The sequence below is a fragment of the Actinomyces lilanjuaniae genome (assembly GCF_003606385.1).
Classification (GTDB): Bacteria; Actinomycetota; Actinomycetes; order Actinomycetales; family Actinomycetaceae; genus Actinomyces; species Actinomyces lilanjuaniae.
The window spans coordinates 1,603,844-1,628,252 of the sequence record NZ_CP032514.1 but is presented as its reverse complement, the minus strand read 5'-3'; the positions used below and the strand labels follow the sequence as shown (position 1 = coordinate 1,628,252).

The window sequence follows — 24,409 nt, the reverse complement described above, 5'->3', positions numbered from 1 at the left end:
GTGACTCCGCCGAGGGCGGGATACCCTCCTGCCATGAGCGAGAACGGACTCACCCTGGCCCAGGCCAAGATGCGCGACGCCGGCGTCGCCCAGCAGGCCATCGACGTCTTCAGCTACTACTACAGGACTCTTGAGGAGGGAGCGACCGGGCTGGTACCGGAGGAGAGCATTGAGCCTCTGACGGACATCAGCTCGATCAGCGACGTGGAGGTCAGCCCCGAGCAGGCCAGGGACGCCCTGAGCCGTACCGTCATGATCAAGCTTAACGGGGGTCTGGGGACCTCGATGGGGCTGGACCGGGCGAAGTCCTTGCTCCCCGTCCGGGGCGGAAAGACCTTCCTGGAGCTCATCGTGGACCAGGTCCTGGCCGCCCGCAGACGCTATGACGTGACCTTGCCGCTGGTCTTCATGAACTCCTTCCGCACCCGTGAGGACACCTTCGAGGCCTTGGAGTCCTGCCCGCCGATCGGGGTGGAGGGGATCCCCCTGGACTTCCTGCAGAACCGCGAGCCCAAGCTGCGCGCCGACGACCTGACCCCAGTGACCTGGGAGGCCGACCCGGAGCTGGAGTGGTGCCCGCCCGGGCACGGGGACATCTACACGGCCCTAACCGCCTCCGGAGTCCTGGACGCCCTGCTGGAGCGGGGCTACCGCTACGCCATGACCTCGAACTCGGACAACCTGGGGGCTGCCCCCTCGGCCCGCATCGCCGGGTGGTTCGCTGCCTCGGGAGCCGCCTACGCCCCGGAGATGTGCCGTCGCACGCCCGCCGACGTCAAGGGGGGCACCTGGCGGTGCGCCGCAGTGACGGGCGGATCATCCTGCGCGACACCGCCCAGACGCCTGCCGACCAGATGCACTACTTCACCGACCAGTTCCGCCATCCCTTCTTTCACACCAACAACCTCTGGTTCGACCTGGAGGTGCTGCGGGACACGCTGAGCCAGCGCCAGGGGATCCTCGGGCTGCCGCTGATCAGGAACACCAAGACGGTTGATCCTTCCGACCCCGCCTCCACCCCGGTCATCCAGATGGAGACGGCCATGGGTGCGGCCGTGGAGGCCTTCGAGAAGGCAACGGCTGTAGAGGTGTCTCGCAGCAGGTTCCTCCCAGTCAAGACTACCAACGACCTGTTCCTGCTGCGCTCTGACGTCTACGAGGTTGACGAGGACGGCCTGCTGGTGCAGGTGCCGCAGGAGGCCTGCACGGTGGTGCTGGACCCTCGTTACTACAAGACCATCCGGGACTTCGAGGCACGCTTCCCTGAGGGTGTCCCCTCTGTGCGCGGGGCGAGTTCGCTGACCGTGGAGGGCGACTGGACGTTCGGTGCTGACGTGGTAGCGACCGGGGACGCCGTGGTGAGGGAGGAGGGGTCGCCGGGGATTGTTCCTTCTGGCACCCGGATCTGAGCGAGGCATTTTTTACAGCGTTCTGTGTCGTGACCCGTGAGCTGCTGTTAAGGGTACTGCTTCGGAGAGTTATGCAGCGCATGGCCTATGTGGCCGCGCAGTCTGCCAATCGCCTGGTAGTGGGTGGATGCTCGTAGCCGACGGGTGCGCGTAGATGCTCGGAGGCCGTTGTTCCCACCCACCATATGGGCGCTTGGTTCATTTCCCCGCGTATGCGGGGAACACTGGCCCCGTGGAGAGTATCCCCCATGTGCCGCGGGCTCATCCCCGCGTATGCGGGGAACACGAGAGCATCAGACAGGGCGGCCATCACGATGGCCGGCTTATCCCCGCGTATGCGGGGAACACACACGCACATTTCTGAGCGGCTCACCGATACGGGCTCATCCCCGCGTATGCGGGGAACACGGCACCGGCTCCGACCACGACTCCGTCGGCATCGGCTCATCCCCGCGTATGCGGGGAACACCGTCCTGTGGACCCGTCGGAGGCGTTCAGGGAAGGCTCATCCCCGCGTATGCGGGGAACACCGTCCTGTGGACCCGTCGGAGGCGTTCAGGGACGGCTCATCCCCGCGTATGCGGGGAACACCGTCCTGTGGACCCGTCGGAGGCGTTCAGGGACGGCTCATCCCCGCGTATGCGGGGAACACTGGGTGATGACTTGGATAGGGCGGCTGAGGATAGGCTCATCCCCGCGTATGCGGGGAACACCTGCATCAGCTCACCACCACAGTCAACCGACCTGGCTCATCCCCGCGTATGCGGGGAACACATCTGGCAGGCGCACAGGCTGGCCAGGTACCTCGGCTCATCCCCGCGTATGCGGGGAACACGGTGACGCCGCCGGACCCGACTCACGAGACCTGGGCTCATCCCCGCGTATGCGGGGAACACGACAATCAGACCCCGAGGAAGACGAGGGGCCTGAGGCTCATCCCCGCGTATGCGGGGAACACAGAGTGGCAGCGGCCATCAGGGCGAACGTGATCGGCTCATCCCCGCGTATGCGGGGAACACCCGGAAATGCACCTGCCCGCGAGGATGGCAGGCGGCTCATCCCCGCGTATGCGGGGAACACGAGAATCCGGAGCCTCCCCGGCCTGAGTTCGACGGCTCATCCCCGCGTATGCGGGGAACACGTGGGGGTTAGTCTGGGAATTGCCACGGGGTGGGGCTCATCCCCGCGTATGCGGGGAACACGGGCCGTGGTGGGCGTTCAGCGCTGCGACGATCGGCTCATCCCCGCGTATGCGGGGAACACCGCAGCGCCGGGTCGATATAGACAGACAGGCGCGGCTCATCCCCGCGTATGCGGGGAACACGGATCTCGGCTGCGAGGGTGGCATTGATGCCGGGGCTCATCCCCGCGTATGCGGGGAACACTGGCTGACCTATGACTCCCCTCCCTGGGCGCGGGGCTCATCCCCGCGTATGCGGGGAACACGCCTAGCTCTGCTGCGACAGCGAGTAGGAGCAGGGCTCATCCCCGCGTATGCGGGGAACACTCCCAGACCATCTGCATGAGGTCGAGAACGTCGGGCTCATCCCCGCGTATGCGGGGAACACCCGGTCCACCAGGCGAGGCAGCACCTCCAGGAGGGCTCATCCCCGCGTATGCGGGGAACACCCCATCACCGGGACACCCTGGCACGCGCCCCGGGGCTCATCCCCGCGTATGCGGGGAACACCGACGGCACTGGTCAAGGGAGGATGGTCCGCCCGGCTCATCCCCGCGTATGCGGGGAACACTGGGTGAGCTGGTGCTGATGCTGTGTGCGGAGGGGCTCATCCCCGCGTATGCGGGGAACACGCCTGGCTTGTGCTGATTGTGACCGCCTGACACGGCTCATCCCCGCGTATGCGGGGAACACAGAGTGCCCACGTAGTCAACCCGACCGGCCTTGGGCTCATCCCCGCGTATGCGGGGAACACTGGCGACTATGACCGGTGGCCGGGTGAGAAGGCGGCTCATCCCCGCGTATGCGGGGAACACGAAATGTACACAGAGTCGGGAATCCTCATATTGGGCTCATCCCCGCGTATGCGGGGAACACGCATGGCTGCTCGCCACCGGGGAAACCACTGAGGGCTCATCCCCGCGTATGCGGGGAACACCCACAGTGCTCCACTCATGGGTAGAGCGACTGCGGCTCATCCCCGCGTATGCGGGGAACACTGTCGAGTCCGTTGCTGCGAGCGCGATGGATCAGGCTCATCCCCGCGTATGCGGGGAACACAGCAGGACGCCAGCCGGTGGGTGGCGGCGCTCCGGCTCATCCCCGCGTATGCGGGGAACACGCGAAAGCCTCCGCCTGCTTCTCCGCCTCCGACGGCTCATCCCCGCGTATGCGGGGAACACGGTGCGTGTTTTCGGCCGTCTCCTTTTCTCTGGGGCTCATCCCCGCGTATGCGGGGAACACTGTGCCGAGGCGAGCACCCGGATGTCTTCGACCGGCTCATCCCCGCGTATGCGGGGAACACCCCGAGGCGGAGGCCCGCACCCGGTACAATGCCGGCTCATCCCCGCGTATGCGGGGAACACCCCGAGGCGGAGGCCCGCACCCGGTACAATGCCGGCTCATCCCCGCGTATGCGGGGAACACGTGACGTTCTGCGCCTCCACCACCAGATCCTCCGGCTCATCCCCGCGTATGCGGGGAACACGCGGCCACGGGTGCCACTGTGGCCCTGCGTGGCGGCTCATCCCCGCGTATGCGGGGAACACTCCTCCTGGCTCTGGGCCTCATGGTTGGAGGTGGGCTCATCCCCGCGTATGCGGGGAACACCTGCGCATGAAGAGGCAGCTCGGTCCGGATTCGGGCTCATCCCCGCGTATGCGGGGAACACAAAAACGGCCACCAAGATGGCTAACCGGGAGCGGGGCTCATCCCCGCGTATGCGGGGAACACCGGCGGCAGGAGCGACGTTAGTGGTGTCCGTCAGGCTCATCCCCGCGTATGCGGGGAACACCAGGCCGCCGACCCGGACAGCCCCTACCCCAGCGGCTCATCCCCGCGTATGCGGGGAACACCCACGACTCACCCCCTGGTCTCGTCGGGACTCGGGCTCATCCCCGCGTATGCGGGGAACACACTTGTGGACTCCGCGCTCACCTACTCCTGTGCGGCTCATCCCGCGTATGCGGGGAACACGCACGTCGTCCCCACCATCGGCCACCGGCGGCTGGCTCATCCCCGCGTATGCGGGGAACACACTTGTGGACTCCGCGCTCACCTACTCGTGCGCGGCTCATCCCCGCGTATGCGGGGAACACCACGTAGACCGTGATATACGGTCCGTCACCTAAGGCTCATCCCCGCGTATGCGGGGAACACACTTGTGGACTCCGCGCTCACCTACTCGTGCGCGGCTCATCCCCGCGTATGCGGGGAACACTCAAGAAACACCTTGAACGTGTTAAGGCGCTGGGGCTCATCCCCGCGTATGCGGGGAACACTATCACGGGAATTTTCGGTCGGGCTGGCGGGACGGCTCATCCCCGCGTATGCGGGGAACACCTGCGGTGAACACGTCGCCGAACCCTCTGGTGAGGCTCATCCCCGCGTATGCGGGGAACACTGGGACAGCGCGACAGGTGGGCTCAGATAGTGGGGCTCATCCCCGCGTATGCGGGGAACACGACATTTTGATTAATCACGGACATTCCGGTTCCGGCTCATCCCCGCGTATGCGGGAACACCCCGGCGCGGGCGGCCATCTCCTCGGCGGCCGCGGGCTCATCCCCGCGTATGCGGGGAACACACTGGAACGTCGCTGCGGTGTGTCTGGGGACATGGCTCATCCCGCGTATGCGGGGAACACATGATTTTACCGGGGATAGCTTTCGCGATCTCCGGCTCATCCCCGCGTATGCGGGGAACACCACTGTCGTCATCAGCAGCGGTGATCATGAACCGGCTCATCCCGCGTATGCGGGGAACACGTGACGTTCTGAGCCTCCACCACGAGATCTTCCGGCTCATCCCCGCGTATGCGGGGAACACCGTGGCTCGCCTCCCGCCGCCGTCGACCCCGAGGGCTCATCCCCGCGTATGCGGGGAACACGTCCCGCGCGGCACGACAGTGGTCTGAAGGCGAGGCTCATCCCCGCGTATGCGGGGAACACGTGGGGTGACCGACTGCGTTCTGTGACCCGTGCGGCTCATCCCCGCGTATGCGGGGAACACCAGGGAGTCCACTGTCATCTGCTGGGCGGCACGGGCTCATCCCCGCGTATGCGGGGAACACCTCTGAACGTTCTTCACGTGTAGTGCTGTGTACGGCTCATCCCCGCGTATGCGGGGAACACTCCTGCGGATGAAAAGGCAGCTAGGTCCGGAGTCGGCTCATCCCCGCGTATGCGGGGAACACGCCTGCGGGGCTGCGGTGGTGCGCGGCGGTCCGGGCTCATCCCCGCGTATGCGGGGAACACGCGTTCTAGGCATTCTTTGTGCTCCTTTTATGCGGCTCATCCCCGCGTATGCGGGGAACACTCGGAGGGGAGATCAGCATAAAGCCCAGTAACCGGCTCATCCCCGCGTATGCGGGGAACACCCGGTCCACCAGGCGCGGCATCACTTCGAGGAGGGCTCATCCCCGCGTATGCGGGGAACACTGAGGTGCGTAACGCGTACCGTGGCGGGTGGACGGCTCATCCCCGCGTATGCGGGGAACACCGAGGTCAGGATCCGCGCCATAGTGCTTGCTGTGGCTCATCCCCGCGTATGCGGGGAACACAGTGTACCATCAGGCTGGAGCTCAGCATACTGCGGCTCATCCCCGCGTATGCGGGGAACACAACAGTGAGCACACAGGCTGGAACAGTCCGCGCGGCTCATCCCCGCGTATGCGGGGAACACCCCTCCGGTAGACCTCAAGGAACCTATCTCTAAGGCTCATCCCCGCGTATGCGGGGAACACGTGTGAGGTGGGATGCCGCATACCGTGACGTGGGGCTCATCCCCGCGTATGCGGGGAACACCGCTTCTTAAACCACTCCTCCAGCTTCTTCTCCGGCTCATCCCCGCGTATGCGGGGAACACTATGGGACGAAGGTTGGTGATTCACATCCGTTGGGCTCATCCCCGCGTATGCGGGGAACACCCGCCACGCCCTCTCCCACAGATTCGGACAGTGGGCTCATCCCCGCGTATGCGGGGAACACCCAGCAGTGGCCTTGTTGTGGCTGAGGCGCACGGGCTCATCCCCGCGTATGCGGGGAACACAGATTGACTGCAACGACCCCGCCAACGCATGGGGGCTCATCCCCGCGTATGCGGGGAACACCAAGAGCACCAGACGTTGAGGCCCCATCGGGCGGGCTCATCCCCGCGTATGCGGGGAACACTATCGCTAACGAGAACGAGGCCCGGCTTGAAAGGGCTCATCCCCGCGTATGCGGGGAACACTTCTCACAGTCCGCATGCTGCTGCTCAGCCGCCGGCTCATCCCCGCGTATGCGGGGAACACCTAGGACACCACATCCTGCGTACGGACTTTTCGGGCTCATCCCCGCGTATGCGGGGAACACTGATCGGGCGTATGAGAACAGAGGCGAGCCGTGGGCTCATCCCCGCGTATGCGGGGAACACAGCCTGTCCTCGATATCCAGGTCCGCAATATCAGGCTCATCCCCGCGTATGCGGGGAACACCAGGGAGTCCACTGTCATCTGCTGGGCGGCACGGGCTCATCCCCGCGTATGCGGGGAACACCGGCCGTTGGTATGCCCAGAAGTATGGTGCCTAGGCTCATCCCCGCGTATGCGGGGAACACCCGAACCTGCTCATCACAAAGCCACGAATTCAGGGCTCATCCCCGCGTATGCGGGGAACACACACGCTGAATATCACTGCCGACTATATCCTGCGGCTCATCCCCGCGTATGCGGGGAACACTGGAACCCCGCCTCTCTGTCCACCAACTACTTCGGCTCATCCCCGCGTATGCGGGGAACACTTCCTTATCGTTGTGATGGGCTACCCCTGTTGGGGCTCATCCCCGCGTATGCGGGGAACACATAAAAGTGTTGTGTCCGCAGTACACGCACTTCGGCTCATCCCCGCGTATGCGGGGAACACGGTGCCGAGGACTTCCGCGATGGCAAAAAGCTCGGCTCATCCCCGCGTATGCGGGGAACACCGGCTGTCCTGGTCCTCGCTGGGACCGGCCTGGGGCTCATCCCCGCGTATGCGGGGAACACAGGGTGTCGACCTCGGGCTCAGGGGTGTACACCGGCTCATCCCCGCGTATGCGGGGAACACCACCGCAGGAGCGCGGGAGCATCCAGCAGGATCGGCTCATCCCCGCGTATGCGGGGAACACTCATGCGCGCCCGCCTCGCCACGGTCTCCCACTGGCTCATCCCCGCGTATGCGGGGAACACTGGTTGGTCTCGGTACGGTTATTGCCGCGAATCGGCTCATCCCCGCGTATGCGGGGAACACTAGTCCACTGTGACGTGCACGACGATGCCGTTGGGCTCATCCCCGCGTATGCGGGGAACACCCCGCGTTCATGGAGATCCCGGGGAAGGGTCACGGCTCATCCCCGCGTATGCGGGGAACACGGTCTCCAGTGTCGTGAACACGATGGGGACGGCGGCTCATCCCCGCGTATGCGGGGAACACCCCCGAGGCTGAGGCCCGCACCCGGTACAATGCGGCTCATCCCCGCGTATGCGGGGAACACAGGGGGAGGGCGCGGCCGCGTGCAGCGGCACGGGGCTCATCCCCGCGTATGCGGGGAACACGTACGCAGGGCGAGAAGCGGGAGGAGCGCTGGTGGCTCATCCCCGCGTATGCGGGGAACACACTTCCTGACCTGCGAGTTTACCCTGGATCCGGCTCGTTCTGGTACGACTTGGTTGCGTCGGGACGTGGTGCTGCCCACCGCGGGCGCCGAGAGCGCTGCTGGGCTCGGGCAGTACTCCAGCCCGTGCGTCTTACCTGCCTCTTCGGCTGGAGCGGCCTGCGAAGCAACAGCACCCCATCGCAGTCCACCGGTTCCCACTCGTGGTTGTGGGTCCGGTAGGCAAACCCCTGTTCCGTGGCCGCGCTGAAGATCAGCAGAGCCCGACCGTCCTTGCACAGCGCCACAGTCCTTTCCCACAGCAGGTCACGCACGCGAGCACTCACCTGCCCGACGAACACACCCGGACTGATCTCCAGCAGCCACTTGGTCAAGTCGCCTCGAAGTCCTGCCGGGCAGGCACTAAGGACTAAGGTCATCATTCCTGCTCGGCCTCCGCGTAGTTGACGCCACTGCTTACCGTGCCCAGCTCGGACCACAGCACCAGGTCACCTATGTCCGGTGCCTCCAGGTCATCCACCTGCAGCAGGTCGCAGACGTCTCTCACCATCCGTGGCAGGAGTCGCTCGCTCACCACCGCGTCACGGACCCGACGACGGGCAGCCGTCTCCGGGTCGTCTCCACCGGCTGCACTGGCTGCAACGGATTCGAAGGCGGCAGGAATCGCGACCTCGGCCTTGTAGAGGTCGGCGACATCGTAGACGAAGGCTCTATCCGTACCCTGGTGGACGAAACCGAGGGAGGGGATGCAGCCCAAGGACACCACGACGGCATGTGTCACCCCGTACAGGCAGGCGTTAGCAGATGTCAACGCCTTATTGATCGGGTTGCTGGCCTCGAAGTCCTCTACCTGGTAACTACGACGGTCCCACTCCACGCCGGTGCGCCGGGACAGGTCCCGGTACACTTTTTTCATCCTCGCCCCTTCCCGGCCCCGCAGCTGGGACATGGTCAGCCTGCTGACGTCCTCGCCCTCGAACCTCATGCGGTACATGGCGCGCGCAACCTCTAGGCGGGAACGCTGGTTGGTTACCAGTCGTGCCTGAGTCATCGCCATCTGGGAAGACTTCGCTAAGGGCCTGCCGTGGGCGTAGTAGCGCACGCCCATCTCCCCGGTCCACACAGTTGTCACACCGGCGTCGCCGAGCAGGCGTATTGCGCCGTGGGTGACTCGGGTGCCCGGCCCCAGCAGCAGCGCACCGAGCGTCGCCGCTGGGGCGTGCACCACGCCCTGCTGATCCGTGAGAGTCAGCGCGTTGTCGTCGCGGTGTACCGTGCAGTGCTCCGCGTACAGGAAGGACAACCGATCCTCTACCCTGACCAGCTCTTTGCGCTCCGGGGGCGGAGCGCCCTTGGGTGCAGCCACGGGGTCACACCTTTGAATGTGCCAGGGTTAGTAGTCCGCAGCCGTAGGCCTTACCCCGCCCGATGCCGTTGACGAGTGCTGCGCGCAGTAGTCCCGCGTCCGTCACCCGCAGCACGCCGTCGAACTGTGCCTGGCGGAGCGTGACGTGGCCGTGCCTGCCATGCTTCGAGTCATAGCGACGGAAGCGCAGGTCCCTACGTTCCGTAACGGCTACTTGGTGCACGACTACTTCATCATCCCCCTCGGGGGAGAACTCGCTGTGAGACAGCACCTCGAAACCATGCTGGGCACTCTTGCCCACCAGCCACCGTGTCTGCTGGGCAACAGTGACATGAGGCAGCACCTTGCCTCGCGGGCCCTGAGTATGAGGCTCGCTGTGTACCGGGTTGGCGCGCAGCCGGAACTCCCACTCCTGACCCGTGCGCAGCCTGTCCAGCATCGGCTGGTAGTCCACTGACTGTGCTGGGCGCGTGACCCACCCCGCACGCTCTACCAGGTCGGTGGCATCTGGTGCCTCTGGTGACACGATGTACAGCAGGTGCGTGTGCTCCGTGGACGAGTCGAGCCGCCACAGCACCCGGCCCTCATCAGTGCGGAGATCTGGCGGGAAGAGTGCTCTGACCGTTGCATGCATTGCCTGCGGGTCGAGCAGGAGCTCCCGTCCTCGCCTCTTACCAGGATTGAGCAGAACTCGCGTGAATATTGTCATGCGGACACCACCGCGGAGAAGAACGGGTCCGGCACTGCCGATCCCTCGGGGTTACTGACGTCAACGGGATCTGCGGCGATGACGTCGCGCCATCCGTAGTCCCTGCGTGCCGGGTCGAAGCTCAGGGGGACGTCGCGACGGCGCGCGTAGGCCGCCTCCTGCTCACCGGGCAACCTGTCCCGGAAGATTGACAGACTCATCCGCTGAGGCACGCTGCGGCGGTAGTTCTGTGAGGCATGCCAGGGCTCGGCCCGCAGCACGGTATCGACGTCGCCCTCACGCACGCCGATGGGCAGATCCGTGCCCGCCGGGCAGGAGCGCCGCCCCAGGAACAGAGGGAACCGAGGACGCTTCAGGGCGTCCTCCAGTGCCTTGAGGAGAGGCTTCTCCCCACCCACGGCGGCCACAAAAACCGCATCGGTGAGGTAGTAGCGACTCACCAGCGCCAGCGGAGTAGACTCGCCTTTCTGCCAGGCCGTTGAGGTCTGAAAGTCTTTGAGGACGCGCCCTGGCTGGTCCACGCGCACCCCGAAGGACAGGCGCGCCAGATCCTCTACCGGGTCGGTACGTCGGCGTCCCTGAGCGGCTGCCAGCAGACCCAGCACCCCCGACTTGCCCGGATAGGAGCGCGTCTGCCGTATCGTGTAGCGGCTGTCATCTCCCCAGGACTGCAGCGGTCCCCGCAGCAGTAGCAGCAGTGAGTGGGTCATGCCTGTGATCCCTCGCTGAGCCTCTGACGTACAACTGATGTCACCCGGTCCAAGAGCTCTGAAAGCCTCACCCTCTCACCCAGGCCATCCATCTCCTCTCCCAGGTCACTCAGGGACACGATGAACGAGGCCAGAGGTAGCATCTCATAGACCTCGCTGACGGAACGGGCCTCCTCGGCCAGTGCCCGGGCTGCTGCGCGCCGTCGGCTCGTGCCCTCGTCCCCGCGTACCGGATTCTCGAAGGCATTGACCAGGGACACGGGGCGGTCGTCACGTACGGTGACGTACACCAGCTCGGGAAGGGTATTGTTAGCGAAGGTGGTGATCTTGCCTGTGGGCAGGGAGCGGATAAAGCTGCGCAGGAAGCTGCTCGCGGCCGTCAGCGTCGCCTCCGAGTCACCCCCGAGGTTCTCCCGCAGGGACAGCACGTCAATGGTGGCGAAGCGGTAGAGCGTGGAGGACATCATCTGGATCGTCCCGATCATCCCCGCGCCGGTCTCCTCCCCACCCCGCTGTACCTCATCGTCCACTGCGGTGAAGTAGTCGAACTCGGGCTCGGACTCGTGCACGCCGATGGCGTGAGCGACCTGGACGGCGGCATCCACGTTGTAGTCCGGCGCGTCAGCCACCATCCGGCCGAACATGGCCACGTCGATGCTGTGACCCTGGTCGAGGATATCCTTGGCCTGCTTCTTGGACGGGGCCTTGCCCCCGTTGTCCAGGATGAAGCGGGCGGCCTGCTCCACCTGCCTGTCGGACAGGAACAGGAGGTAGCCGGTCTCTGGTGCGCGAGGCTCCTCATCCTCACGCACCTTGGGTTCCACCGTCTTGATCCCAGCGGCCTTGAAGACGGCCTCAGCGGCCTTTAAGGCCGTCTCGCGGCTGTAGCTCTCATCCAGCAGGCACACGCGCTTGGCTACCAGGTCCACCACACGCTTGGAGCGGGTTCCCAGGTCCGCCTTGCTGAGGTAGGAGTCGAAGTCCTTGCGGATGGCCCGCTTCCAGGCCTGGGAGGACACACGCTGCCGCACCGCCCCGCCAAAGACTGCGGACTTCGGAGCGCCGGTGTCATCACGGTTGATGTTGCTGGGCGGCAGGGACTGCAGAGCGTGGATATCGATGGTCAGGGCCATGGTAGAAGTATCCTTTCGTGGGGAGGGTGCTCAGCGGTTGTCGGCTGTGGTGGTGTCGGCAGTGCTGGTCTGCGACGGTGTCGTGTAGTGGCCGGAGGAAAAGTCCCGCCCCCAGCGCAGCAGCACCCGGTTGCGGTCGGGAAGCTCCAGCAGGCGCAGGTCCACGGCCAGGCGCCCGTAATCGGCTCCGATGTGCTCGGTGCGCAGCAAGGTGACCAGGTTCCGCAGGTGGTGCAGGCGCGTCACCGGGTTGCGGCAGAGCAGGACGGCGTCGAAACGGGGCTTGATGGAGCTCGACTCCCGACGGGTGTCAAGGTGCCCGACAGCCCGGGCCAGGCTCTGACCGGTCACATGCATGGGTGCGGTCTGGGACTGCATGTGCAGGGCGAACAGGCACAGTGCCGCAAAAGCGGCACTCTCATAAGGGCTGACCTCATCGCCTCCGAGAAGATCCTCATCCAGGTTGGGCAGGAGTTCCTCCAGCGCCGCCTGCCACGCTAAGGGGTCGTTGTCAGCCGTCATACCTGCCCGGCGACGGAGCGTGGCCAGAATCCGCCGGGCCTCGGCCTGCTTCTGCTGGGTGCGACGGCCCAGGTAGGCATCCTGGAGGCCTGAGGCTGCTGCCGCGACGGCCGACGCAAGCCGTTCTCCCTTTCCTCTGGTTCCTCTGGGTCGTTGAGGAGGTGCCTGTGGTGGGGTAGTGCTGTCAGCAAGGACGGGTGCCTCAGTCATGTGCCTTCTCCTTGTTCAGGACTGGTTGGGGAAGAAGCGCGTGCAGGTCGTGCTGGAGGCGCTGGAAAGCGGTACCTGCGGAGATGATGCGCGAGGAGCCACCCTGGTCCACCACCCGGCCTGCCAGTGCCTTGGGGCCCGCGCCACTTAGACGCGTGGCTGCCATGTCCAGGACCTGGTGCTCGACCAGCCGGAACCAGGTGGCGAGGGAGCCGTCGGGATCCCGGGTGTCAACAGTGACCAGCCATGAGCGGAAGGCAGGTTCCAGGGTATCAAGCACGCCTGCGGCGGCCTCGGCCTGGTAGACGTAGTCCCCGCCTGCGGCTGTCAGGAGGTTGCCGACGTAACGGCCGTAGCGCACAGACGCCTCCCGTGCCCCCCGGCCAGCGGAGAGGAGAACCTCCGTGAGCTGGGGACTGCGTGAGGTCAGGACGGAGCGGGGCAGTTCCAGGAGGGTGCTCACAACGTGGGACACTGAGGCTGCCTGGGGCCCGTAGTGCACGGAGACGAGCTCGACGGTCAGGGGCTCCTCGGTGAGGAGGCCCTCGTTCCTCAGCTCGGTCAGGGCGGTGATGGTAGCCGGGGCCTTGGGGGGCTGAGCCCCCTTGGCCCGTCCGCCGCCCGGCAGGTCGACGATGACACCCTCACGGACCAGCAGGGGCTCCAGGCTGCGCCACACGGTCTGCTCGGCGTCGTGGGGCCGGGGGTAGAAGACAGGGGAGCCTTTCTTGGACTTGTTGGCTGAGTACCGGTAGGGCGTCATGGGGTCAGCCAGGATGTTGGCTCCAGCCTCCGGGATCTTGTCCCCGTTGCTGACCAGGACGGAGGTGACGCGGCCATCCTCCACGAACAGCCGGAGCCGACGCGACTGCCAGGTCAGCAGGTCACAAGGGCCGGTGGGCGCCGTGCTGGGACGCTCGGTGGCGTCATCGGGCTGGCGCTCCCACGCGGGGAGATCAGCCGCTGTGTCAGTGGACATCACCAGCCGTGCTGGGGTGTTGAGGACGAGCGTCTCACGCAGGCTGCGTCCGTGGACGACCACCCCGCCGGTCAGTCCCGTCCAGCCCTGGCCAATGGGATAGCCCTTGCCTCCCTTGACCCTCGGGTCACCCAGCGCTCCGGACTTGATGCCCGAGTAGTCATAGGCCTGCAGGTGTACCGACCAGCGAGCCGCCTCAGCCAGTGTGAGGCTGTCCAGCTCGTGCCCGGCGCGCGTGGTGAAGTAGTCCTGCTCGGCCTCCGGGACGATCCTACGCACTGGAAGCCGAGTGCTCTTGGCCGTGTCCAGGTCTGGCACCTGGAGGAAAGGGGTCTGCGGGTGGAGCAGGTCGAAGCGCTCGGCGTGCTGCTCCAGGTACTCCAGCACCACCTCGTCCCTGGCTCCCGAGCGCGCCTGGGCGAAGGTCTCCTCCCACCAGTCGTCGAAGCGGTAGGGGTCGTGAACGTCGGCCAGGACCTCGTCCGTGCGGTGGGCGCGCCAGGTGATCGCCAAGACCAGGCGCAGGACCGCGTAGTCCTGGGTGGGGGAGTCCCCGCGCACGCGCAGGGCGGGGTGCTCGCCGTCGAACAGTTCTCGCAGGGACAGCTCCTGGGAAGAGCCGTCGGGCATGTCGCAGCGGATCCAGGGCTGGGACAGGAGTGAGAAGAAGGAAGAGGAGGACACAGCGTCTCCTGGATGTGAAAGATGTAGTCACTGAGTGTCGAGCGTAACATGCACCAGTGACATGTGTCCCTGCTCAAGTTCCTCTTTGCTCTTGGGTCTCCTGGAGGCCGAGCTCGCGCTCATAGCGCAGGCGGCGCTCCGAGACCTCACAGGTCAGCTCGCTGTCGAGCCGCAGCGCCACCAGCCCGCGCAGCAGACCGTTAGCAGCCCAGCCGATGGGTGTGGCTCGCTCCAGGGCGTCGATCGTGGTGTCAAAAGTTCGCCCCAGGCACAGTGACCTGGGCAGGCGAACCGTTGAGCGCGCCAGCACACGAGCCGTGGTCCACCCTGGATCCTGGTCGTCAACCAGGGTCCGCGTCGCACCACCGCGTACCAGCCACGGTAGGGGCGTGTAGCCTCCCGGGCGGTCAACGATGACGACGGCCTCGATCGTCGGGTCGGAGTCGCGCACCTGGGCCAGTCCCGAGGCCTCCGAGCGGGCTGAGTCCGCGATGTCCCGGTCCTGGGCGGTAAAGAGGTCACTGAGTCGCCTCGCGCTGCCTGCCGGGGGAAGACAAAGGTGGAGGCTCGGGACTCGGAACGGTCTCGGTCCCGCCCCGCGCCACCACGGCCTCCTGCCATACCTTCTCCCACGCGGCAGGGATCGGGGGAGCGGGGGAGTAGGTGGTCTGCACCAGGTGGGGGACGTCGTCAGGGCGGGTCAGGACACCGCCGCCCAGGGGCCCTCCAGCAGAGTGGCGTAGGTGGCCAGGAGAAGCGCCTCGTCGTAGACAGCTGTCGATGAGGGTCGAAGAGTTCCTCGGAGCCGCTAAGCGGCGTGGCAGCGTCGGTCTGCGGGTCGGCTCCCACCAGGCCCCGCAGGATCATCCGGGGTGGCGCAGCCCCTCTGGCCTGTCCCCTCAGGGCGTGCATGCCGGTGCAGGCGCCCCAGGCGCTGAAGGATGAGGTCCATCGGCGCGATATCGGTGATGAGCAGGTCGACGTCGATATCCAAGGACTGCTCGGCAACCTGGGTTGCTACCACCACCCGGCGGGCTGGTCGGCCTGAGCCATGGTGGGCGCGAGGTCCCATCTCAGCCACCAGCTCCTTCTCCAGGCTCACTCTGTCCCCGGCGACGAAGCGTGCGTGCAGCAGCCTGACGTCCTCGCCCATCTCCGTGCGCAGGGCTGTGTAGGCGTCCTGCGCACGGGCTACCGTGTTGCACAGCACCAGGACGCATCCGCCCTTCTCAGTGCTCTCCAGGACCCTGCTCACCAGGGTGGCTACGTCGTCGGCGATGGTGGACACGGCAGCGTCGATGTCCGCAGGCCGTGGCGGTACTTCCAGCTCCCGTGAGCCCTGCCGACTGAGCGCCGTCACCAGTGGGTAGGCGCTGGAGAGCTCCCCCAGCGGCCGCTGGGCGTGCAGGCCGCGCGCGTAGGCCTCCATCAGGGTCCGCTTGATCTGCACCGGCAGGGTCGCGGAGAGCAGGACCACCGAGGTGCCGTACTCTGCCAGCCACTCGATGGCCCGTGCCAGGTAGACGTTCATGTAGGCGTCGTAGGCGTGCACCTCGTCGATGACCACAACCTTTCCTGCCAGGCCCAGGTGGCGCAGCATCGCGTGCTTGGCCTGCAGGGCCATGAACAGGACCTGGTCCACGGTGGAGACCACCACTGTGGACAGGACTCCCTTCTTGCGTCCCGACATCCACTGTGATGCCACCACCTGGCCGCGGTCGGTATCCTCATGGTGGTCGGCGGTCTCGTCGTAGACCTGGGCGGCGCGCAGGCGCTGGTAGTCCTCGTTGAGCGCGTTCCTGGAGTGGCCCAGGAACATGGACAGCACCTCCCCCAGGTCCTCTGAGGAGCTGGCTGCCCACTCCCGGGTGCGGCGGAACAGGGAGTCCGAGGTGGACATGGTCGGGGCGGCCAGCAGCACGCCGCCAGTCGGGGCGCCTGAGGACCCCAGGACCTCTGCGGCCAGTAGCGCAGCCTCCGTCTTGCCCTCGCCGGTGGGCGCCTCCAGGATCAGCAGTGTCGGACCCTCGGCCTCCTGGCAGGCCTGAGCGACCACCCGCTGGCACGGACGGGCCGAGGCGTCCTCGGGCCAGGAGAATCGGTGCCGCAGGAAGGCGTCCAGGTCGCTCAGGTCTGGTGGCTCCGGCTCCCAGGGTGCGGTGAGGTCCACTGCCGCACAGCCTTGCTCCACACGCAACTCCTGGTCAGGGATGACCTCCATAGGGAAGTTCTCCGCGTCGGAGGCGATCCAGTCGCTCATGATGACCAGTCCGGTCGCCAGCATCTGTCCCGCAACCGGTACGGGCCGGTTCAGGCGCTCCAGGACCGGCCCCGCCTGCGTGTACTCGGTGATGAAGGCCAGCAGCTCGTCCCACACCTGGCGCCAGGACTCGCCGTAGGAGTCGAGCACCGCGCTGGCCGTCTTCTCCAGGTGGGAGCCCGGCGGTACCCCGTGGTGGCACCCCGCCACTGCGGACAGTGACCGTGCCACTCTCTTGTTCAGCCCCCGTGTAGCAAGCCACCCGTCAAGGATGACCTGGCTGGCCACGGAGTGGGGTAGCGGAGAGGACTCCTCCAGAGTAGAGGGCTGCGGATCCAGACCCGCCTCACGGACCCGCTGGGCGAAGGCAGCATATTCCGGGCTGCTGTCCAGCTGGTTCTGGAACTTTCTGCACGCCTTGCCGATGTCGTGGGCGCCAGCGAGCCAGGAGATCAGGGTGCCTGCGTCCCTGGTGCTCAGGCCACAGGCCCGGGCGCAGGAGTCTTGTAGGGCGGAGGAGACCCAGCGGTCCCACAGGCGGGTGGCCACGCCTGCCGAGTCGAGCATGTGCTGGGGCAGGCAGAGCCACCCGGTCTCGTCCCCGGACTTGGCCCACAGGGAGCGGGCGCTGGGGGACAACGTCCTCAGAGGGGACGTGGTAGCAGGGGAACCAGGGTGGCTGGCTGGGGAAGTAGACATGGAAGTCCTTCGGTTGATGGCACCGAGGAGTCTTCCACGACCCACTGACATGAATAGCCATTCCCTGACTGGCCGGGTCAGCGAGCCGTGGCCCCGACACATTAATAAGGCCTGTCAGTACCCAGGCTACTGACGGAAGGATCCTGCTCCGTTGGTGGGCGATACTGGATTCGAACCAGTGACCTCCTCGGTGTGAACGAGGCGCTCTAACCCCTGAGCCAATCGCCCTGCGCGGCGACAACCATAGCCAGCCGGGGGCGCCAGGGCAAGCTCGGTGCCCCCACAGTCTCGGTGAGGTGAATCACCGGCTGCTGGTTTGCTGCGGCCCACACCCCGGGTGCTATGGTTTCACCGCAGCCAGTGGTGTGGCGGGCATCGGATGTCCCACAGCAGATGTAGTGGGGAGGTCTGTCGCGCTGGTGGTGGAACTGCGGATGTGGCTCAGTTGGTAGAGCATCACCTTGCCAAGGTGAGGGTCGCGGGTTCGAGTCCCGTCATCCGCTCGGAGGAGCCGGGAGCGGCCAGCACCCTGCCTCTCACGGTGGGTTGGCCGAGAGGTTAGGCACCGGCCTGCAAAGCCGTTGACACCGGTTCGAATCCGGTACCCACCTCGGGCGATTGGCGCAGCGGTAGCGCGCTTCCCTGACACGGAAGAGGTCACTGGTTCGAACCCAGTATCGCCCACCAGACTCGGCGGGCCGGAAGGTACAACCAAGAACGGTCGGCCGATTCAACGGCGCGCCTACCGCTGGTGGGTGACCCGTGCGGACGGCATCCGGCTATCGCCCGTGCCTGCCGTCCTGGCACAAGCGCTCAGCCCAGCAGCCCCAACCGGTCAAAGGCCTTGGCGAGGCCGTCCTCCTCGACGTCGTCAGTAACCAGGTTGGCAGCCGCCTTGACCTCCCTGCTGGCGTTACCCATGGCCACCCCGGTCCCGCAGTGCTCGATCATGTCCAGGTCCACCGTAGCGTCACCGACGGCGATCGCGTCCTCCAGACTGGCGCTCAGGTGCTCCAGGAGCACGTCAGCGGCGTGTGCCTTGGAGACTCCGGCCACGCCGACGTCACCGAAGAGGGCGTCGTGCCCGCGCCCGCCCCAGCTACCGTGCCTGAGCCAGGGGAAGGCCTGGCGGGCAGCCTCCAGGTCCTCAGGACCGGACAGCAGGTAGCTGATCTTGTTGACGTCGTCACGCACTAGGTCAGCGTCGTAGATAAAGTTCGGGAAAACTTCCTCCACCGTCACTGAGTCCGCGCCCGCGTGGCCCCTGCCAGCGGCGTAGGCGCGCACGGCGGGCAGGGCGGCATCGCGAAAGCCGGGGGAGGGGAAGAGCCCCGAGTTCGCCTCCAGGTAGAGCTCCAGGCCCCGACCTGACAGCCAGGCCACCAGGGCCTGGCAGTCCTCGCGGCTGAGGTGCTGGTGCAGGAGCACCTCCCCCTGGTGCTCCACGTAGGAGCCGTTGCCCCCGATCATCCCGTCAAGGCCAATGTCCCAGAGATAGTCTGGCATCTCCGCCCGTGACCGTCCCGTCGTAGGGTAGACGCGATGACCCAGGCGGCGAGCGCGGCGTATAGCCTCTACCGCCGAGGAGGGCAGCTCGTTGGCGTAGGTGACCAGGGTGCCGTCGACGTCGACCAGGACGATGCGGAGGCGGGGAGCGCCAGTGCTCATGAGGCCTCCTGACGTAGAGGGTGCGCTGGGCAACACAGGTAGACAAGTAGCAAAGATGGCCGCAAATTACATTGCTGTGCAACAGAAGCAAAGCGTCAGGAGGGACGTGGCGCGCTCCTCTCCTGCCGGAAGAAGGCGTCGATGGCACCCAGGCCAGCGATGAATCGCTCCCTGGCGTACTGCATGTGGTTGCCGGGTCCCACCTCGAAGCGGGTCTCGCAGCCGGCCTGGTGCAGGATCCCCGCACAGGCCTCCATGTTGTCCTGCACGCGGTGCAGGATCTTCTCAGGGGCTTCACGCTCCTGGCTGCCGATGGACAGGAAGGCGAACTTTCCCGAGAGCTCCAGCGGCAGCGAGCGCAGGTGGTCGAGCCACCCCTCGTACCACACCGAGGCCGACAGGCAGCCTGCCGCCGCAAAAGTGTCCGAGTGCACGAAGGCGTACATCGCGAACAGCCCGGCCAGCGAGTAGCCACAGATGGCGCGCTGGGAAGGAACCAGCCCAAAGTGGTCGTCCACAACGGGAAGGGCCGTGTCAAGAAGTTCCTTGAGGGTCCTGTCCGCGTCCCCGGCAAAGTCGGGGTCTCCCGGGTACAGGCCCGGTGCAGGCCAGGGGGTGAGGCTGTCATCCCACTCCTCGACCGGGATCGCCACGACAGTGGCGGCGAGGCCCGCGCACAGGTCATCGATCTCGAACGGGCGCCCGCTCATGTCAATGACGTAGATGACCGGGCCGGTCCTGCCGACCGTGCCCTCGTAGCAGACTGCGAGATCCGGTCTCACATACTTCATGTCACGCTCCATGACAGTGTCCTCACAGTCCTCAGGCTCTGGTTGCAGGTTGACGTGATTACTCGCAGGGGCTGCCCTGCAGGTCGCCACCCTGCGTCAGGTGCATCATACTGGGCATATCGGTGAAGCCGACGTGCTCGTAGAGCCGTCTGCCTGCGTCGGAGGCCTCAAGGTACACCTTGCCTGCGTCCCGCGCACGTGCCTGACGGACTAGCCAGCTGACGACCGCGGCCCCTACTCCGTGGCCTTGGAACGCCGGACGCGTGTACACGTTCATCAGGTAGGCGCACAGGCCGCTCGGGTTATCAGGCGAGGGCATCTCCCTGTGCAGGCAGAGACCGCCGCACCCGACCGGCTCGCCGTCCAGTCTGGCCAGGCAGGCGACGTGCCTTCCGGCTGTCAGCTCCTGCTCGTAATAGGCCCGGTTGGCGCGCTCAAGGGCGGAGACGTCTGCGTCGGAGACGTTACCAAAGACCTCGCGAAGCACCTCGACACGCCATGCTATCAGCTCGTCAATGCGAGCGAGCCCGACCTGCTCCACCTCAATCCTCATACCTCATAGCGCCTGTTCGTAGTGGTGTCATGGTGCCTGTCTTACGGTATCTTCACGGCCTCCGCCCCGCCATCACCCTTCTTTCAGCACTACCGGCAGCGCGGCGTCGTCGGGCTTGCCGTTGCTGTTCAAGGGAATCTCGCTCATGACGACAAAGAACTCGGGAACCATGAACGAGGCGAGCCGACGCGCGAGGCGCTTGCGCAGCTGGGAGAGCACGATGCCCTGGTCCTGGTGCCTCGGCGTCAGGTAGGCGACCAGGTAGGAGAGCCTGTTCTCGTCGATGTGAGCACGTACTACCGCGCGGTTGACGGCCTCGTCGGCCGACAGCACGTTCTCCACCTCCTCGCACTCGACCCGCTGCCCCTTGATCATGACCTGCGAATCCTTGCGGTGCAGGAAGGCAATCTGGCCGTCCTCCAGCTCGACACCCAGGTCTCCGGTGCGGTATAGACGTGAGCCGTCTTCCTGCTCGACGAAGTTACCCGTCTCCGGGCGGTCCGTGAGGTATCCGCGAGCCACGCCTGCGCCCGTAATGCATATCTCGCCTGTCTGACCCGGGGGGACAGGTCGCAGGAGGTCGTCAAGGAGCTGCACACGGTAGCCCAGGACGGCCTTGCCGATCGGGTAGGTGTCGTCCTCACGTGGCTGCCCGGCGCTGGCGCAGTAGTACGTGGCGCAGCAGGTTGTCTCCGAGGGACCATAGGTGTTGTAGACCTCGGCGCTCCTGACAAGCTGGTCGCAGTAGCTCGCCCTGAGCACATCTCCGCCGCTGACGTAGAGCCGCACGCTCTTTGGCGTCCTCCCGGAGGCGTTGATGTCGGCGATAAGGTAGGGGAAACCGTCAACGATGGTCACGCCCATCTCGTCAACAAAGTCGAGCAACGCCTGGAGGTCGTCGTGCTCGGCGGAGGACGGGATGGCGAGCGTGGCACCGGTGAGCAGTGAGCAGAACACCTCCTCGACGAAGATGTCGAAGGAGCAGACCGAGTACTGCAGCATCACGTCACCCGGCCCGATCCTCATCTCGTTCTCAAACGCCTTGACGTAACCCAGTACGTTACGGTTCTCCACGCACACGCCCTTGGGGTCACCCGTGGTGCCCGAGGTGTACAGCACGTAGGCCAGGTCCTCCGCGGTGCCGCTGCTCGTGGTGTGCGCTGGAGCCGACGTGCCGGAGTAGGCCGGCTCGACGTAGACACGTTCTGCCTGGCGAAACAGGCTGTCGTACTCCTGCTGGGTCACCACGACATCCACGTCCGCCTCGGTGAGCATGAAGTGGATGCGCTCTACAGGGAAGGAGGGCTCTGCTGGGACGTAGGCTGCTCCCGTCTTCAGCGCCGCGAGCATAGCCGCGATCATGGCCGGGCCGTGGTCCATGACAATGCCAACAAAGCGCGGGTCCTTCGGCAGCATGGCTGCGATCGAGGTCGCCATGCGGTCGAGCTCGGCGTAGGTTACGTTCCTCTTCCGGGTGATGATAGCCGACGCGTCTGGCTGTGAGGCAACCTGCTTGGCAAAGTGGTCGTATATTGTCTCGTGTATTGTCTGGCTGTCCATGTTAGTTCCCGTGAGCCGACTGCAGAAAGGCCTATAAGCCTCGCTACGTAGCGTATCATAAGGTGTTGTCGGCATGTGATTGTTGGTGCCGGGTCCTGTCGGCCGACAGCGCCCCGCCGGGACCGGGGTGCCCCGCTCGGGTGGGTTTAGAGACACAGGGAACCGGTCCCGTCCGCTGGCTCAGCCAGCGGCCTCCAGGACTGCTCGGGAGCGCAGCTGCCCAGCCTTGAGCAGCTCCAGTGCCCGTGGCGCCTGGGACATGGCGAAGCGCTCGACGACGGTGCGTACCTTGCCCTGAGCCGCAAGGCTCAGCACGTTCTCCATCTGTGCCCGGTTGCCCAGCAGGGAGGTGCGCAGTGTCTGGGCGCGGTCGAACGGGTAGCCGCGCAGCGTGAGTGGGACCGCGCTGACGAGCGTGCCTCCCCACTTCAGGGTGCGCAGCGCCTGGGCAGTGACCGCCTCCGCAGGGGCAAAGAGAAGGACCGCGTCAGCGGTGTCCTCGACCTGGGCAAGAGCTTGCGGGTCGGTGGCCTCAACCGTGTGGGTGGCACCCAGCTCGCGGGCCACGGCCAGGTGCTCTGGGCTACGCCCGACAACCGTGACCTCGGCACCGGTGAGGACTGCGAACTGTACCGCCATGTGCCCCACACCGCCCGGGCCGAAGACGGCAACCCGGTCACCCGGGCCGAGGTCGAGCTTGTCCACCGCGCCGAAGGCAGTGATGCCGGGGCAGAACAAGGGTGCGGCCTCCACTATGTCCAGGGTGTCAGGTAGATGGTAGGTGTGCCGGGCGGTGGCGACCATGAGCTCGCCATAGCCTCCGTCAACGTGCTCTCCAGTAATTCTGCGCTCGTGGCACAGCTGCTCGCGGCCGGTGGTGCAGAACTCACACTCCTCGCAGGTGGACCACAGCGGCTGGACCCCCACCCTGTCCCCGAGCCTGAACCCCTCGACACCGGTACCGAGCTCGGCGACGTAGCCGGTGACCTCGTGCCCGGGGACGATAGGACTGAGCGCGGGGACACCGTTACCCACCCAGTCACCCTCGATCATGTGGAGGTTGGAGCGGCACACGCCGCAGGCGGCCACCTTGATGAGGAGCTGGCCAGGCCCAGGCTGAGGGGTGGGCGCCTGGCGCCAGCGCAACGGTGCCTGTTCGATCGGTGCAGGGGCATCCAGCTGCTGGGCGTACATAACGGGGTTGGAGGCATGAGAGCTCATGGTTGCCAGGCTACGGACCATAACTGCCGGGGAGCCAACAGCAGACTCTTCTGGGGCCAGGGAAGATTTCGTTGGCAGGGCTCGCAGGTGGCGGGGGCATTGGTATCCTCCAGCGGCGGTGAGACCTTGAGGGCTCTTGAGGGCTTCTGTGGGCTGCGGTGCCGCTGCCACCGGGCCGTTGACGCCCGCTGTGCCAGCGGCTCGGCTGTGTCAGCAGCACCGACCAGGAACGTCAACCAGAAACATGGAGGCGAAGGCCCTTGCAGCGGTCCCAGCCTGGGGGCTGAGGGCGAGGGCCGTCTCCCAGCAGGGCCTGGTGCCAGTCAGCGGCAGCGCTACCAACGAGGCTGCCTCAGGCTTGGCGGAGAAGGACTGGGGCACGACGGCGACCCCGAACCCGTACTCCACGAGTGACAGCAGCATGTGGACGTCCGTCACCTCCACCGTCGCGCGCCGGGACACACCAGCCTCGCTCAGGGCCTGGTCCAGGATGCTGCGGGCCGGCCACGACGGGGCGAAGTCGACAAGGCGTTCGGGGCGCAGCGCCGCGAGCGCGACCGAGCTCTCGGAGGCGAGGGGGTGGCTTCGGGGGACCAGAAGCACAAACGGCTCCTGCCGCAGGACGGTCACCTCCAGGTCCTGGATGAGTCTGACACCGGACTCACCAGGAGGCCCGGCGATCAGGGCGGCGTCAAGCCTGCCTGAGCGCAGGTCGCGCAGGAGACTGTCTGAGGGAGCCTGCTGGAAGAAGACCTCGATACCCTCCTGCTGCGGGGCGAAGGCAGTCAGGACGTCGGCCAGGTTGACCAGGTCTCCCAGGCACTGCTCAGAGCCCAGGCGCAGGGAGCGGGACGAGCCTAGGCCCATCAGCTCACGCTTGGCGGCAGTGGCATCAGCAAGCATCCTGCGAGCGCGGGGGAGGAAGGCCTCGCCCGCAGCGGTCAAGGTGGCACCGGAGGCGCTGCGGGCGAACAAGGTCGCGCCCAGCTCGCGCTCCAGCGCCCTGATGGAGGACGACAGACCGGACTGGCTGACAAAGCTCCTCCGCGCAGCCTGGGTGAAGGTCTGCTCCTCGACCACGGCCAGAAAGAGCTCCAGCTGGCGCACGTCCACGGCCTGTCTCC

General features: G+C 66.1%; 15 protein-coding genes, 4 tRNA genes, 1 pseudogene and 3 CRISPR repeat arrays. Of the genes and pseudogenes, 4 read left to right on the top strand and 16 right to left on the bottom strand.

Features of this window, described 5'->3' with window-relative positions:
- The first annotated feature begins 33 nt into the window (after positions 1-33).
- Positions 34-1,409, top strand: a pseudogene (locus D5R93_RS06955) (UTP--glucose-1-phosphate uridylyltransferase).
- Between the two features lie 197 nt (positions 1,410-1,606).
- Positions 1,607-4,503: a CRISPR direct-repeat array (repeat unit 28 nt; unit sequence GGCTCATCCCCGCGTATGCGGGGAACAC).
- Positions 4,504-4,595: 92 nt separating this feature from the next.
- A CRISPR array of direct repeats spans positions 4,596-5,173; the repeat unit is 28 nt; unit sequence GGCTCATCCCCGCGTATGCGGGGAACAC.
- 213 nt (positions 5,174-5,386) lie between these two features.
- Positions 5,387-8,222: direct repeats of the CRISPR family, unit length 28 nt; unit sequence GGCTCATCCCCGCGTATGCGGGGAACAC.
- A gap of 18 nt (positions 8,223-8,240) precedes the next feature.
- Here the strand turns inward: D5R93_RS06955 and cas2e are convergent.
- The 10 genes from cas2e to D5R93_RS06905 all read right to left on the bottom strand — a co-directional run bounded on the left by cas2e (position 8,241) and on the right by D5R93_RS06905 (position 17,720).
- On the bottom strand, positions 8,241-8,639 hold the full coding sequence (gene cas2e / locus D5R93_RS06950; protein ID WP_243107053.1) for a type I-E CRISPR-associated endoribonuclease Cas2e: 399 nt from the start codon (positions 8,637-8,639) through the stop codon (positions 8,241-8,243).
- Positions 8,639-9,586, bottom strand: coding sequence for a type I-E CRISPR-associated endonuclease Cas1e (gene cas1e, locus D5R93_RS06945; protein WP_120204504.1), 948 nt, complete (start codon positions 9,584-9,586; stop codon positions 8,639-8,641). Before cas1e ends, cas2e begins: the two co-directional genes overlap by 1 nt.
- Before the next feature lie 4 nt (positions 9,587-9,590).
- Positions 9,591-10,295 carry a type I-E CRISPR-associated protein Cas6/Cse3/CasE gene (cas6e, locus tag D5R93_RS06940; protein WP_120204502.1) on the bottom strand — a complete coding sequence of 235 codons (705 nt, stop codon included), beginning with the start codon at positions 10,293-10,295 and terminating at the stop codon, positions 9,591-9,593.
- Positions 10,292-11,005, bottom strand: a complete 714-nt coding sequence (gene cas5e / locus D5R93_RS06935; RefSeq protein ID WP_120204500.1) for a type I-E CRISPR-associated protein Cas5/CasD — start codon at positions 11,003-11,005, stop codon at positions 10,292-10,294. Before cas5e ends, cas6e begins: the two co-directional genes overlap by 4 nt.
- Complete coding sequence (gene cas7e, locus D5R93_RS06930) at positions 11,002-12,138, bottom strand: type I-E CRISPR-associated protein Cas7/Cse4/CasC (protein ID WP_120204498.1); 1,137 nt, start codon at positions 12,136-12,138, stop codon at positions 11,002-11,004. Before cas7e ends, cas5e begins: the two co-directional genes overlap by 4 nt.
- Positions 12,139-12,168: 30 nt before the next feature.
- Complete coding sequence (gene casB / locus D5R93_RS06925) at positions 12,169-12,870, bottom strand: type I-E CRISPR-associated protein Cse2/CasB (RefSeq protein ID WP_120204496.1); 702 nt, start codon at positions 12,868-12,870, stop codon at positions 12,169-12,171.
- The gene (gene casA, locus D5R93_RS06920) at positions 12,863-14,533 is read right to left on the bottom strand and encodes a type I-E CRISPR-associated protein Cse1/CasA (protein WP_205570014.1); all 1,671 of its coding nucleotides are present in this window, start codon (positions 14,531-14,533) and stop codon (positions 12,863-12,865) included. Before casA ends, casB begins: the two co-directional genes overlap by 8 nt.
- 73 nt (positions 14,534-14,606) lie before the next feature.
- Positions 14,607-14,984 (bottom strand): M23 family metallopeptidase, encoded by a 378-nt coding sequence (locus D5R93_RS06915; protein WP_120204494.1) that lies wholly within the window; start codon positions 14,982-14,984, stop codon positions 14,607-14,609.
- Between the two features lie 357 nt (positions 14,985-15,341).
- Positions 15,342-17,492, bottom strand: coding sequence for a CRISPR-associated helicase Cas3' (gene cas3, locus D5R93_RS06910; RefSeq protein WP_162933866.1), 2,151 nt, complete (start codon positions 17,490-17,492; stop codon positions 15,342-15,344).
- 152 nt (positions 17,493-17,644) lie between these two features.
- A tRNA-Val gene (locus tag D5R93_RS06905) sits at positions 17,645-17,720 on the bottom strand.
- 202 nt (positions 17,721-17,922) lie between these two features.
- On the opposite strand from D5R93_RS06905, the gene D5R93_RS06900 reads away from it, so the two are divergent.
- The 3 genes from D5R93_RS06900 to D5R93_RS06890 all read left to right on the top strand — a co-directional run bounded on the left by D5R93_RS06900 (position 17,923) and on the right by D5R93_RS06890 (position 18,179).
- A tRNA-Gly gene (locus D5R93_RS06900) sits at positions 17,923-17,995 on the top strand.
- Between the two features lie 37 nt (positions 17,996-18,032).
- A tRNA-Cys gene (locus D5R93_RS06895) sits at positions 18,033-18,103 on the top strand.
- A 1-nt stretch (position 18,104) separates the two neighbouring features.
- Positions 18,105-18,179: transfer RNA gene (locus tag D5R93_RS06890), tRNA-Val, on the top strand.
- A gap of 126 nt (positions 18,180-18,305) precedes the next feature.
- Here the strand turns inward: D5R93_RS06890 and D5R93_RS06885 are convergent.
- The 6 genes from D5R93_RS06885 to D5R93_RS06860 form a co-directional block, all read right to left on the bottom strand.
- A complete protein-coding gene (locus tag D5R93_RS06885; protein WP_120204490.1) occupies positions 18,306-19,160 on the bottom strand; it encodes a Cof-type HAD-IIB family hydrolase in 855 nt (284 codons plus the stop codon).
- 95 nt (positions 19,161-19,255) lie between these two features.
- Positions 19,256-19,951 carry an alpha/beta hydrolase-fold protein gene (locus D5R93_RS06880; protein ID WP_120205884.1) on the bottom strand — a complete coding sequence of 232 codons (696 nt, stop codon included), beginning with the start codon at positions 19,949-19,951 and terminating at the stop codon, positions 19,256-19,258.
- Between the two features lie 58 nt (positions 19,952-20,009).
- On the bottom strand, positions 20,010-20,504 hold the full coding sequence (locus D5R93_RS06875) for a GNAT family N-acetyltransferase (protein WP_120204488.1): 495 nt from the start codon (positions 20,502-20,504) through the stop codon (positions 20,010-20,012).
- Between the two features lie 72 nt (positions 20,505-20,576).
- A complete protein-coding gene (locus tag D5R93_RS06870) occupies positions 20,577-22,064 on the bottom strand; it encodes an amino acid adenylation domain-containing protein (protein ID WP_120204486.1) in 1,488 nt (495 codons plus the stop codon).
- A gap of 180 nt (positions 22,065-22,244) precedes the next feature.
- Positions 22,245-23,285: an alcohol dehydrogenase catalytic domain-containing protein gene (locus D5R93_RS06865; protein ID WP_162933865.1), complete on the bottom strand. Its 1,041-nt coding sequence runs from the start codon at positions 23,283-23,285 to the stop codon at positions 22,245-22,247.
- Between the two features lie 210 nt (positions 23,286-23,495).
- A complete protein-coding gene (locus tag D5R93_RS06860; protein WP_120204481.1) occupies positions 23,496-24,398 on the bottom strand; it encodes a LysR family transcriptional regulator in 903 nt (300 codons plus the stop codon).
- Positions 24,399-24,409 lie beyond the last annotated feature (11 nt).